Raw genomic sequence first — 11,697 nt, 5'->3', positions numbered from 1 at the left:
GTCCTTGCGACGCGCCGAGGCGGGCACGGCCATCATCGAACTCGATACCGCGGCGGACGGCCGTGTGATCGCCGCGCGCGTAGCGACGACCAGTGGCTACGCCAGACTCGACGAAGCGGCGCGCGACGCGGCGCTAGCGAGCCGCTGCCGGCCCTATGCGGAGGACGGCAAGCCGGAGCCGGCACGCGCCGATGTGCCGTTCACGTTCACCCTCAGCGAATGAAACGGAGGATCTCATGCCAACTTATGGAATCGCGCACCTGTGGGCCGAGGGCGATCCGATGACGCGCTTCGTTGCGGCGCTGCTCGTCGCGATGTCGGTCGTGTCGTGGTCGGTGATCGTATTCAAGGCTTTGGAGTTTGCGCGCCTTCGCCGCCATGCCGGCTCCGCGCAACGAGGCTTCTGGGAAGCAAGCCGGGCTGGCGATAGCGTCGACACGTTGGGCCGCCCCGGCACACCGTTCATCGAGTTGGCGAGCGCAGGCCAGCGCGCGCTCGCGCACCACGAGGCGAGCGGTGCGGGGCACCGGGGGCGCGTCGATTTGAGCGAGTGGCTGCTGCGCAGCCTCAGGGCTTCGGTGAGCGACAGCGCCGCGCGTCTTCAGCGCGGGCTCGGACTGCTTGCCTCGATCGGCAGCACCGCGCCGTTCGTCGGCCTGCTCGGCACCGTGTGGGGCATCTACCATGCGCTGCTCGCACTGGGCGCGAATGGCGACGCGAGTCTCGAACACGTCGCGGGGCCCGTTGGCGAAGCGCTCATCATGACGGCGCTCGGCCTGTGCGTGGCGATTCCCGCCGTGCTTGGCCATCACGCGCTCGCGCGCGTCTCGCGCGATATCGTCGCGCAGCTCAACCGCTTCGCATACGGCGTGCACGCCTTCTTGCTCACGGGTAGCGCACCCGTGCCAACTGCAACGGTAAAGGAGCGGGTATGAACGGCGAACAAGATCAGGATGACGAAGCGATGCCGGCGGCCGACATCAACATGACGCCGCTGATCGACGTGATGCTCGTGCTGCTCGTCATCTTCATGGTGACGTTGCCGGTTCTGCACCATGCCGCGAAGCTGGCGTTGCCGCGTGCAAGCAGTCAGCGCGAAGACCTGACCGCTCCGCACGTCGATATCGTGGTCGATGCGCAAGGGCACATGAGCTGGAACGCGCAGCCTGTTCAGGAGTCCAGCCTGGCTGCGCGGCTGGCCGCCGCCGCGAGGCGCACGCCGCAGCCCGAAATCCGGCTCTCGGCCGATCGCGCCACGCCGTACGGGCGCATCGCGAAGTTGCTCGCGGCCACGAGTGCGGCAGGACTCGCGAAGGTCGGCTTCGTGACCGAGCCGGATGCGCCGCGACGTGACTGAGTGGCCAATGACGGCTAGAGCTTCATGCGCTGCAGCACACGATCGTTGAGCACGAAGCGATGAAAGAGCGCCGCGGCCACATGCAGGCAGATGAGCGCAAACAGCACCCACGCGAGCACGCTGTGGACGTCGCCCATGGCGTGCCCGAACGACGAACCCGCAGGCGAGAGCGCGGGCAGGGGGATGGCGCCGAACAGCGTGACGTCCCACGCACGCGACGAAGCGTTGATCCATCCGAGCACGGGCACTGCGATGAGCAGGGCGTAGAGACCGATATGCGTGAGTGCCGCCACGGCGCGCATCAACGGCGTCTGGTTGTCGGGCGGCGGGCGATGGGTGGCGCGCCAGATCAGGCGGCACGCCATGGCGGCGACGAGCGCCGTGCCGACGCCCAGATGCCACGCGATTTCGCCGACAGGGCGCGTGTCGCGGTGTACGTCGGGCATGGTCCAGCCGATCACGAACTGCGCCGCGACGAGGGCGACGACGAGCCAGTGCAGCAGACGTGCAACGAAGTCGTAACGCGAGTCGGCGGTGGTTTGCATGGGCGCTCCTTGCGGAGAAATGGTCGGTTGAAAACGGCGATTGTAGTGTGCCGAGATTAACGGATCATTAACAGCAGCGGCCCCGGCCCGCTAAAGCGTCACCTCGGCGGTGACCGCGTCCCACGGTGCGCTCAGCCGGTTGCCCTCGCGCACGACCATCCCCGCGGTTTCCAGCGCCACGACGTCTTCATGGACCCGCTTGTAGTCGCGGCCCAGCGATTCAGCGAGCGCCTTGATGCTTTCAGCACCCTGGCGATGCAAATGCCGAAGCAGCTCTAGCCGCTTGGGCGTGAGTGTGGAAGTGAGCGCTTCCCACGAGAGAAACGTGACGTTGCGCTCCTCGATGTTTTCACCCGCTTGCGCACGTTTGAAGGCGGTGGCGAAACGGTCGCCCATGTCGCGCAGACTGCCTACGTTTACGCTCAATTTTTTCATGTTCCGCTCCTTTCGCGTTCGACATCGTCCAGGAAGTCCGACACCATGCGATCGACGCTCGAAAATGCGTAGGGCTCCTCGCGGTCGCGGTAGTGCCGGTGGTCTCCCTTTCCGCGCTCATTGTCATAGCCGACGATGCGCCGGCCCGCCACACCATAGAACAAACTGTACTTCAGGCCGTGGGGCCGCTCCCGGTCCGGTTGAGGCAGGCGCCAGATTCGCATTTCGACGATCGCGCCGTCGGGGAAGACCGTCCGGTCTTCGAACAGCAACGTGGCTCGTCTTTTCATATGGCGTACCATGCCATAATTGCAAGTATGGCGTCAAGCGCCATACGGTACGCCATTGTCCCCCCTCAAAGCCACGTCCCCCCTTGTCGCTCGTTCGGCTCCTGGGCAAGCGCGTCGAAATCGTGGATCCAGTCCAGATGATTCATCACGCCCGCGCGCGAGCCGAGCCGGGCGTTGCGCTCCTGGGCGGCCGGGCCATCGGGCAGATGCAGCACGTCCGCCGTCGTAATCGAAGCGTACTGCACCTTGCGCGTGCGGCCCCGGCGCAGGCGCTCGTAAGCTTCCTGGGCTTCGCGCCAATTGCCCGGTCCTGCCTTCGCCAACTGGTCGGCCAGCACCACGGCATCTTCGATCGACTGGTTCGCGCCCTGGCCGTGGTGCGGCACGAGCGCATGCGCGGCGTCGCCGATCAGCGTGATGCGGCCCTTGCTCCAGCGGCCGAGCGGCGGACGGTGGAACAGACCCCAGCGCTGGCTGATCGGCACCGCGGTGATCATCTGCACGACGGCGGGGTGCCAGTCCTTGAACAGGCGCAGTTGCTCGCCCTCCTGGGCTGGCATGACCCATTCGCGCGACGGCCACGGCGAGGGATGGCGCTCCACCAGCAGGAAGTTCTGATCACCCTTGTCGCCAATCGGGTAGTGCAGCAGATGGCCGCCGGGCCCGACCCAGAACTGAATGGTCTCGGGATCGGGCAACAGGTCCATGCACTCCGCCGGCACCACGCCGCGAAAGCCCGAGCAGCCCGAATACAGCGCGTCGTCGTAGCCCAGCATCCAGCGCCGCGTGATGGAGCGCGCGCCATCGGCGCCGATCACGAGGTCGGCATCGACGCGTTCGCCGTTCGCGAACGTGAGGCTCACGCGATCGGAATGCTGCGCGAGATCGACGAGCCGATGGCTCAGCTTGATGCGCTCGAGCCCGACCGCGCTCGACAGCACCGCCTGTAGATCGGCGCGATGCACGCCCCAGTAAGAGCCGCCGAATTGCTCGCGATAGTTCGGTGCGCCGCGATGGTGGCCGATCACGTCGCCGTTGCGTCCGTCGCGATAGACGAGTCCCGGCACTTCCGCGCACACTTTTTCGAACGCCGGGCGCAGGCCCATGCGCTCATAGAAGCGCGTGGCGTTGGCCGAGAGCGCGACGGCTGCGCCCACTTCGCGCAGCTCGTCGGTCTGCTCGAAGAGCTGCGCGTCGATGCCGTGCTCGCGCAGCGCAAGCGCCAGTGTGAGGCCGCCGATCCCTGCGCCGACGATTGCAATCTTCAGATCACGCTGTTTCATGACTGTGTCTCCGATATTCAGATTTATGGGGCCGGCTAGCGTGGGTTCGTCACGCGCACACCGTGTCCGTATTCTCGGCAGCCACACTTCATTCCACAATAAAATGGGATGAATCTGCTTCATCACTGGATTGAATGAATGGAACTCGGCGAAATCGACCTCAATCTCCTGCTGCTGTTTCATCGGCTCATGCGGGAGCGGCGCGTGGCGAGCGTGGCCGAGCAGATGAACATGAGCCAGCCCGGCGTGAGCAACGCGCTCGCGAAACTGCGCCGCCTGCTGGGCGATCCGCTCTTCGTGCGCGGACCGGGCGGCGTGGTGCCCACGCCGTTCGCGCTGCGTCTCGCGGACCCGGTTGCGCAGGCGCTCGCCACGCTGCACGGCGCGCTCAATCCCGTGGCTGGGTTCGATCCGCTGCGCGCCACGCGCATGATAACGATCGGCATGACCGATATCGGCGAGGTCGTGTTTTTGCCCGCGCTGCTGGAGCGGCTCGCGCGCGAGGCGCCGGGCGTCGCGCTCAATACCGTGCGCAATACGGGCGTCAGTCTCAGCGACGAGATGGCCGACGGCCGCGTCGATCTCGCCATCGGCTTGCTGCCGCAACTCAAGGGCGGCTTCTACCAGCGGCGCCTCTTCGATCAGCGCTACGTGTGCCTCTTCCGGCGTGGTCATCCGCTGGAGAACGCGCCGCTCACGCTCGCGGGCTGGCGCGAGGCCGAGCATCTCGTGGTGGTGTCGGCGGGCACGGGGCACGGCCAGGTGGACGAATGGCTGAAACGGCGCGGCGTGAAGCGCCAGGTGCGGCTCACCGTGCCGCACTTCATGAGCGTGGGTTATATCCTCGAACGCACCGATCTGATCGCCACAGTGCCGGAGCGGCTTGCGCTGCAACTGGCCAAGCCGTTTTCGCTGAGCCTGAGCGCGCTGCCCATGAAGTTGCCCGCCGCGCCCATTCATTTGCTCTGGCACGCACGCGTGCAGCACGACGAAGGCAACCGCTGGCTGCGCGAACTCGTGATCGAACTTTTCGCCGACGGGGGCGGGCAGACCCGCAAGAGCGGCGGCGCGACGCGCGCAGTGTGAATTAACTGGCGATGTCAGCCAGCGTCACGAGATACATCATAATGTGATATAAAGTGCGGGAGAGCAGGACCGGCATATCTTGATGCAGTAAAGGGAACCATGAGCAATCACAACGACGACAGGGGCGATTTCGCAACCGATGTCAGGCTTCTGCGCATTAGCGTCATTGCGGCCGCAGGGGGCGCGCTGAGCACCGTCGCGGCGGACTTCCTTCTGCACCTCATCCGCTTCTTCACGAATCTGTTTTTCTTTCAGTCGTTTTCCACGGCGAATCATTCGCCGGCGGAGAACACACTCGGCGTGCTCGTGGTCGCCATGCCCGTAATCGGCGGGCTGATCGTGGGGCTGATTGCGCGCTATGGGTCAGAGCAGATTCGCGGCCACGGCATTCCCGAAGCCATCGAAGCCATTTTGTTCGGCAAGAGCAAGATGTCGCCAAAAGTCGCCGTGCTCAAGCCGCTGGCCTCGGCCATTGCGATCGGCAGCGGCGGGCCGTTCGGCGCCGAAGGCCCGATCATCATGACGGGCGGCGCGATCGGCTCGCTCATCGCGCAGTTCTTCCACCTCTCGGGGGCAGAGCGCAAGGCGCTGCTCGTCGCGGGGGCGGTGGCGGGCATGACGGCGGTGTTCGGCACGCCGGTCGCCGCCGTGCTGCTCGCCATCGAACTGCTGTTGTTCGAATTGCGGCCCCGCAGCTTGCTGCCCGTTGCGATTGCCTGCGTCGTGGCCGGGTTCACACGTCCGCTGCTGCTCGGCAGCGGCCCGCTCTTTCCGCTGCAAACCATGCCGCTCGGGGCCGTCGGCATGGTGTCGTCGTGCATTGCCGGCGTTGTTGCGGGCGCCTTGTCGTGGGGCCTTTCCACGTGGCTCTACAAGGTCGAAGACCTGTTCGGCAAGCTGCCGATCCACTGGATGTGGTGGCCCGCGCTGGGCGCCATCGCCGTGGGCATTGGCGGGTATTTTGAGCCGCGCACGCTCGGCGTGGGCTACGACGTGATCGGCGACTTGCTGCACAACCACCTCGCCATGTCGGCGGTGATCGGCATCGTGGTCGTCAAGGCGATTATCTGGGTCATTGCGCTCGCTTCGGGCACCTCGGGCGGCGTGCTCGCGCCGTTGCTGATGATGGGTGCGGGCGTGGGCGCGCTGGTCGGCCCGTACATGCCCGGCCACGAGCCCGCAGTGTGGCCGCTCATCTTCATGGCGGCGGCGCTTGGCGGCATGATGCGCGCGCCGGTCATGGCCGCCGTGTTCGCGTTCGAACTCACGGGCGACGCCAACGCGTTGCTTCCGCTGCTCGCTTCGGCTGCGGTCGCGTACGGTTTTACCGTGCTGCTCATGCGCCGCTCGATTCTCACCGAGAAGATCGCGCGCCGCGGCTATCACATCTACCGCGAATACAGCATCGACCCGTTGGAGCGGCACTACGTGGAAGAGGTCATGACCAAAGGCGTGCAGTCGATCGACGCCCGCACCACAGTCACCGACGTGCTGCGCACCTACTTCGGCGCGCAGCAGAAGTTCCGCGCGTTCCCTGTGGTCGACAACGGCGTGCTCGTGGGCATGGCCGATCGCGCGCTGCTCGACCGTGCGCTGGCCAGTTCGGCGGATGCGCCCATTGGCGCGCTCTTCTCCAATGCGCTGCCCGAAGTCGCGCTGCCAGGCGAGACCTGCAGGAACGTGGCGGCGCGGCTGGCCATCACGGGCCTCGACCGCGTGCCAGTCGTGGACGACGAAAAAACGCGCCGCCTGCTCGGCATCGTTTCGCGCCACGATCTCGTCAAGCCTTCGCTTTCGGTGTTCACCGAAGAGCGCGAGCGCGAACAGTTCCGCCGCGTATGGGTGCCGCGCAGCGAGCGCTTCGCACCCACCAGCAAGCGCACGGCCATGACGGACGAGCGCGCCGAAGCCGAACACTGAACTCTGTTGGGCGCAAGGTGGGTACGCGGGCCAGCGCGTTGCCCTGGCCCGGCGTGGGTTAGCCCTCGAGCTAGCTAGTTAGCGGAATTTGCCCGCGCGCTGTGTGGCAGCGGGCAACTGGCGCGTTTCGCGCACCGAGCGCGGGTGCCAGAGGCGTGCGCCGCCTTCGATGCCCCGGTCGTTCGACACGGTCGCCACATTCGGCGGCAGGTCGAACGTGAGCCGGGCCGCGTTGCCGCCGCCTATCCACAGCTTGTCGTAGTGCACGAGCGAATCGAGGATGCCGATGATCTTCTCGACGCGCACGTTCCAGCGCTTGTTGCCGGCCTTGCTGCGCGCGGCGTCGCCGATGTACTCGTCGTAAGCGTGTTTCTTGCTGACCGGATGATGCGCGAGTTCGAGGTGCGGCATCAGTTCGCCGTCACGGAACATGGCCGTGCCCACGCCGGTGCCGAGCGTCATCACGAATTCGAGGCCTTCTCCTTCGATGGCGGCGAGGCCCTGCATTTCCGCGTCGTTGATCATGCGCACCGAGGTAATGCCAAGTCGCTCGCCGAGCATTTGCGCGAGCGGCACATCGTTCCAGCCTTTGGGGCCGAGATGCGGCGCGGTCAACACATGATTGTTGCGCACGAAACCAGGAAAGCCGATCGACACGTGCGTCGAGGGATACTGCTTAAGCAACGGATCGACGAGCGTGGCGAGCGTATCGACAAGCAATTCGGGCGGGCACGGATGCGGCGTCGCCACGCGCACGCGCTCCGTGCGCATGTTGCCGTTCGCGTCGATGATCGCGGCTTTCAGGCCCGTTCCGCCTACGTCGATGGCGAGGATGTTTTCGATGTTCTGCGCGTTGTGCGCCGCGCTCACCGCGCTTTTTACAGCGCTTTTCTTGACCGCTTTTTCGATTTTGGCCATACGTTCTCCTTGGCTGTCTGGTTCACTTCTTCTTTGCTTGCGTCTGCGCGAGCGGGCGCCACGCGCGGCCGTCGCGCGCGAGCAGCGCATCGGCCTGCGCCGGTCCTTCGCTGCCCGAGGCGTAGTCGTACACGGGAAGCGCGGCGTCGAGTTCCGGGTGCAGTACGCCGTCCACCGTTGACCACGCCGCCTCGATGCCGTCGGCGCGTTGAAACAGCGTCTGGTCGCCGAGCATGCAATCGTAGAGCAGGGTTTCGTAGCCGACGTTGGCGCGCTCCGCGAAGAAGTCATCGTAGTCGAATGAGGAATGCACCGGGCCGATCTGCACCACTGGCCCCGGCGTCTTCACGTTGAAGTCGAAGCTCGAGCCATGCGTCGGATCGATACGCAGCGTCAGCACATTGGGCGTGAGCGTATCGACCGGCGTGTCGCGAAAGAGGAGAAACGGCACGCTCTTCAACTGCACCGAAATCTCCGTGCGACGCGCGGCGAGGCGCTTGCCGGTGCGCAGATAGAACGGCACACCCGCCCAGCGCCAGTTGTCGATGTGCACGCGCGCGGCGGCATAGGTTTCGGTGCGGCTGTCCTGCGCCACGTTGGGTTCTTCGCGGTAGCCCACGCCCGCCGGGCCATTTGCGTATTGGCCGAACACCACGTCGTCGGGCGTGAGCGGCTTGAGCGCGTCGAAGATTTCAGCCTTCTTGTTGCGCACCGCTTCGGCGTCGAACGAATTGGGCGGCTCCATCGCGACCATGCCGAGCAGTTGAAAGAGGTGGTTGGGCACCATGTCGCGGAACGCGCCAGTCTGCTCGTAGAACTTGCCGCGGCCTTCCACGCCGATTACTTCGGATGCCGTAATTTGCACGCTGTCGATGTACTCGCGCCGCCAGACAGGCTCGAACATGGCGTTGGCGAAACGCATCGCGAGAATGCTCTGCACCGTGTCCTTGCCGAGGAAATGGTCGATGCGATAGACCTGCGATTCTTTCGCGAAGCTCAGCACGTGCTGGTTCAGGTCGCGCGCCGAAGCGAGATCGGCGCCGAAGGGCTTCTCGATCACGATGCGCCGGAACATACCGCTGCCGTCGCTGCCTTCGTCGAGCAAACCGGCCTTGCCTAGATGCTCGATAATCGGCTTGAAGAAGCGCGCGCCCACGGCGAGATAGAACACGACGTTGCCACGCGGCTTGCCGTTCAGTTGCTGGGCGAGACGCTGGAACGCGCTGTCGTCCTCGAATTCGCCAGCCATGTAGGTAAGGCGCTGCGCGACCCAGTCCCACGCTTTGCCGTCGAGCTTGCCGGCGTGAAAAGTGCTCGCCTTGTCGGCGGCGAATTTTTCCAGCGCGGCGTGCAGTTCGTCGGACCACGCCTTCGTTTCGCGCTCGCCATGATTCACGCCGATGATCTTCATGCCGTCGTCGAGCAGATGGTCGACGGCGAGGTTGTAGAGCGCCGGCATCAGGAGGCGTTTGGTCAGATCGCCGCCCGCGCCAAAGATCACGAGCGTGCAGGGCGGCGCGGGATGTTTGCCGGCGGGGGACGCGGGGGCGGCCGGTGCGCCCTGCGGATGTGCAGGCACCTTTGCGCTGAGGGAGTCGGGCTGGGTCTGTTTCGTCGACATGATTTGGCTTCAGTGGACCGAAATGAACACGGCGAGCAAATCCGATACCTTGAGTGACCGAGTTTGCGCGTATTCGGTTCCATCCGCTATTGAAGGCATTTTGTAATATCGTTGGCGCGATTCGCCGGGCCGATTCACAGTCCCGATTCACAGTCCCGATTCGCAGTACCCTTACCGGCGACGGCGCTTTGACCAATCTGAACGAACCGACCCGAGGATGTTGGCTATGTCCGAAAAAAAATCCCCCGATGCAAAGGATGCTGACGATCCCCAGGGCATGCGTGGCGGACTGACCAACTACGGCGATACGGGCTTTTCGCTATTCCTTCGCAAGGCCTTCATCAAAGGCGCCGGCTATACCGACGACGCGCTCGAGCGTCCGGTCATCGGCATCACGAACACGGGCAGCGCGTACAACCCGTGCCACGGCAACGTGCCTCAACTGCTCGAAGCGCTCAAGCGCGGCATTCTGCTGGCGGGCGGATTGCCGATGGAGTTTCCGACCATTTCGATCCACGAGAGCTTTTCGCAGCCAACGAGCATGTTCATGCGAAACCTCATGTCGATGGACACCGAGGAGATGATTCGCGCGCAGCCCATGGACGCGGTCGTGCTCATCGGCGGCTGTGACAAAACCGTGCCCGCGCAGTTGATGGGCGCGGCATCGGCGGGCATTCCGGCCATTCAGCTCATTACCGGGTCGATGGTGACGGGCGCGCATCGCGGCGAACGCGTGGGCGCGTGTACGGATTGCCGCCGCTACTGGGGCAAGTTTCGCGCGGGCGAAGTCACCGCGGAGGAGATCGCCGAAGTGAACGACCGCCTCGTGCCGAGCGTGGGCACCTGTGCCGTGATGGGCACGGCCAGCACGATGGCTTGCGTGGCGGAAGCCATGGGCATGACGATGCCGGGCGGCGCCTCGCCTCCAGCGGTGACATCGGACCGCATGCGCGTGGCCGAGCAAACCGGCACACAGGTCGTGGAGATGGCCAGACGCCGGCTCACCATCGACCAGGTGCTCAGCGCGGAGTCGTTCGAGAACGGCTTGCGGGTGCTGCTGGCCATAGGCGGGTCGACGAACGGCATCGTGCATCTTGCCGCCATTGCCGGGCGCATGGGATTCGACATCGATCTGGATGCGGTGGACCGCATGGGTCGCGAAACGCCGGTGCTGCTCACCCTGAAGCCGTCCGGCGAGCATTACATGGAAGATTTTCATCGGGCGGGCGGCATGGCCACACTGCTTCATGAGCTGAAACCTTTGCTTCATCTCGATGCCATGACCGTGACGGGCCGCACGTTGGGCGAGGAGATGGAGCGCACGGGTCCGCGTTTCGCGCAAGACGTGGTGAAGCCGCTCAGCGCACCCATCTACCCACAAGGGGGACTGGCCGTTCTGCGCGGCAATCTCGCGCCGGGTGGCGCGGTCATCAAGCAATCGGCTGCATCGGCGGCGCTGATGGAACACGAGGGCCGTGCGGTCGTGTTCGAAGACGCCAGCGATATGGCGAACCGCATCGACTCCGACGACCTCGACGTGCACGCCGACGACGTGATCGTCCTTAAGCGCATCGGGCCTAAAGGCGCGCCGGGCATGCCCGAGGCTGGCTACATTCCGATCCCGAAGAAGCTGGCGCGGGCCGGGGTGAAAGACATGGTGCGCATATCGGATGGCCGCATGAGCGGTACGGCATTCGGGACGATCGTGCTGCACGTGACGCCCGAAGCCGCCATAGGCGGCCCGCTCGCGCACGTTCGTAACGGCGACCGCATCCGCTTGAGCGTGGCGAACCGCGAGATCAGCTTGCTCGTGGACGACGAAGAACTGCGGCGCCGGGCGCACGCGAATCCGGTTACCGTACCCACGGCAAGCCGCGGTTATCACAAGCTATTCCTGGACACCGTGACCCAGGCGGACAAGGGCGCCGACTTCGATTTCCTGAGAGCGACCGAATCGCGCGGCGCAGTCCCGCGGAAATAGCGTCAAGGCCGGCAAGCCGGGCGCTCGGGCCCGCCTGGCCGCACTTCTTGCCCAGCGCCCTATTTCCGGTATAATGAAATGCATGTTCGGAATATCGAACAAGAGAAACAAAGCGTAGCAATGCATCCAGAGTCGGACTGACCGACGCCAACCTGCCCTCCCGGGCAAGGTGGAAGCCCTCGAGGCGATGCGGCCGATTGACGGCAACGAAACGGGAGCAGCGTAGCTGGCACCGGTTCGATCAACCTTTATCCGGAGCCA

Annotated in this window: 12 protein-coding genes and 1 riboswitch; of the genes, 6 read left to right on the top strand and 6 right to left on the bottom strand. The window is 65.0% G+C overall.

Translation table 11 applies throughout. From position 1 onward, the window contains the following. From VSR72_RS25830 to VSR72_RS25820, 3 genes are all read left to right on the top strand, one after another. A partial coding sequence (locus VSR72_RS25830; RefSeq protein WP_342955185.1) for an energy transducer TonB occupies positions 1 to 223 on the top strand: 223 nt, incomplete at its 5' end. A 13-nt stretch (positions 224 to 236) separates the two neighbouring features. After that, the gene (locus VSR72_RS25825; protein WP_342955184.1) at positions 237 to 935 is read left to right on the top strand and encodes a MotA/TolQ/ExbB proton channel family protein; all 699 of its coding nucleotides are present in this window, start codon (positions 237 to 239) and stop codon (positions 933 to 935) included. Beyond that, the gene (locus tag VSR72_RS25820) at positions 932 to 1,357 is read left to right on the top strand and encodes a biopolymer transporter ExbD (RefSeq protein WP_342955183.1); all 426 of its coding nucleotides are present in this window, start codon (positions 932 to 934) and stop codon (positions 1,355 to 1,357) included. Before VSR72_RS25825 ends, VSR72_RS25820 begins: the two co-directional genes overlap by 4 nt. 14 nt (positions 1,358 to 1,371) lie before the next feature. On the opposite strand, the gene VSR72_RS25815 is transcribed toward VSR72_RS25820, so the two are convergent. From VSR72_RS25815 to VSR72_RS25800, 4 genes are all read right to left on the bottom strand, one after another. Continuing rightward, positions 1,372 to 1,902 carry a cytochrome b gene (locus VSR72_RS25815; RefSeq protein WP_342955182.1) on the bottom strand — a complete coding sequence of 177 codons (531 nt, stop codon included), beginning with the start codon at positions 1,900 to 1,902 and terminating at the stop codon, positions 1,372 to 1,374. 90 nt (positions 1,903 to 1,992) lie between these two features. Next, positions 1,993 to 2,337, bottom strand: coding sequence for a hypothetical protein (locus VSR72_RS25810; RefSeq protein ID WP_342955181.1), 345 nt, complete (start codon positions 2,335 to 2,337; stop codon positions 1,993 to 1,995). Beyond that, a complete protein-coding gene (locus VSR72_RS25805; RefSeq protein WP_342955180.1) occupies positions 2,334 to 2,609 on the bottom strand; it encodes a DUF6516 family protein in 276 nt (91 codons plus the stop codon). Before VSR72_RS25805 ends, VSR72_RS25810 begins: the two co-directional genes overlap by 4 nt. 83 nt (positions 2,610 to 2,692) lie before the next feature. Further along, a complete protein-coding gene (locus VSR72_RS25800) occupies positions 2,693 to 3,910 on the bottom strand; it encodes an FAD-dependent monooxygenase (protein WP_342955179.1) in 1,218 nt (405 codons plus the stop codon). A 138-nt stretch (positions 3,911 to 4,048) separates the two neighbouring features. Between VSR72_RS25800 and VSR72_RS25795 the strand changes: the two genes are divergently transcribed. Beyond that, positions 4,049 to 4,996 (top strand): LysR family transcriptional regulator, encoded by a 948-nt coding sequence (locus VSR72_RS25795; RefSeq protein ID WP_342955178.1) that lies wholly within the window; start codon positions 4,049 to 4,051, stop codon positions 4,994 to 4,996. Between the two features lie 99 nt (positions 4,997 to 5,095). Beyond that, positions 5,096 to 6,916, top strand: coding sequence for a chloride channel protein (locus tag VSR72_RS25790; protein ID WP_342955177.1), 1,821 nt, complete (start codon positions 5,096 to 5,098; stop codon positions 6,914 to 6,916). 78 nt (positions 6,917 to 6,994) lie between these two features. Here the strand turns inward: VSR72_RS25790 and VSR72_RS25785 are convergent, their stop codons facing one another. Together VSR72_RS25785 and zwf are read right to left on the bottom strand one after the other, a co-directional pair. Continuing rightward, on the bottom strand, positions 6,995 to 7,834 hold the full coding sequence (locus VSR72_RS25785; RefSeq protein WP_342955176.1) for an ROK family protein: 840 nt from the start codon (positions 7,832 to 7,834) through the stop codon (positions 6,995 to 6,997). Positions 7,835 to 7,856: 22 nt separating this feature from the next. Continuing rightward, a complete protein-coding gene (gene zwf, locus VSR72_RS25780) occupies positions 7,857 to 9,455 on the bottom strand; it encodes a glucose-6-phosphate dehydrogenase (protein WP_342955175.1) in 1,599 nt (532 codons plus the stop codon). A gap of 226 nt (positions 9,456 to 9,681) precedes the next feature. Here zwf and VSR72_RS25775 point away from each other — a divergent pair, with 226 nt between their 5' ends. Beyond that, a complete protein-coding gene (locus tag VSR72_RS25775) occupies positions 9,682 to 11,436 on the top strand; it encodes an IlvD/Edd family dehydratase (RefSeq protein ID WP_342955174.1) in 1,755 nt (584 codons plus the stop codon). Between the two features lie 117 nt (positions 11,437 to 11,553). Further along, positions 11,554 to 11,657: riboswitch (SAM-I-IV-variant riboswitch) on the top strand. Positions 11,658 to 11,697: the final 40 nt, after the last annotated feature.

Origin of the sequence: Paraburkholderia sp. JHI869, from assembly GCF_038900775.1 — a bacterium.
Lineage (GTDB): Bacteria > Pseudomonadota > Gammaproteobacteria > Burkholderiales > Burkholderiaceae > Paraburkholderia.
Note: the sequence above shows the minus strand (reverse complement) of the source record. Positions and strands in the feature narration are given on the sequence as shown.

Excerpts from the sequence above, each read along its gene's own strand:
- VSR72_RS25815 (WP_342955182.1), bottom strand. The coding sequence starts at position 1,902 with ATGCAAACCACCGCCGACTCGCGTTACGACTTCGTTGCACGTCTGCTG.
- VSR72_RS25775 (WP_342955174.1), top strand. The coding sequence starts at position 9,682 with ATGTCCGAAAAAAAATCCCCCGATGCAAAGGATGCTGACGATCCCCAG.
- VSR72_RS25810 (WP_342955181.1), bottom strand. The coding sequence starts at position 2,337 with ATGAAAAAATTGAGCGTAAACGTAGGCAGTCTGCGCGACATGGGCGAC.
- VSR72_RS25800 (WP_342955179.1), bottom strand. The coding sequence starts at position 3,910 with ATGAAACAGCGTGATCTGAAGATTGCAATCGTCGGCGCAGGGATCGGC.
- VSR72_RS25825 (WP_342955184.1), top strand. The coding sequence starts at position 237 with ATGCCAACTTATGGAATCGCGCACCTGTGGGCCGAGGGCGATCCGATG.
- zwf (WP_342955175.1), bottom strand. The coding sequence starts at position 9,455 with ATGTCGACGAAACAGACCCAGCCCGACTCCCTCAGCGCAAAGGTGCCT.
- VSR72_RS25785 (WP_342955176.1), bottom strand. The coding sequence starts at position 7,834 with ATGGCCAAAATCGAAAAAGCGGTCAAGAAAAGCGCTGTAAAAAGCGCG.
- VSR72_RS25820 (WP_342955183.1), top strand. The coding sequence starts at position 932 with ATGAACGGCGAACAAGATCAGGATGACGAAGCGATGCCGGCGGCCGAC.
- VSR72_RS25795 (WP_342955178.1), top strand. The coding sequence starts at position 4,049 with ATGGAACTCGGCGAAATCGACCTCAATCTCCTGCTGCTGTTTCATCGG.
- VSR72_RS25790 (WP_342955177.1), top strand. The coding sequence starts at position 5,096 with ATGAGCAATCACAACGACGACAGGGGCGATTTCGCAACCGATGTCAGG.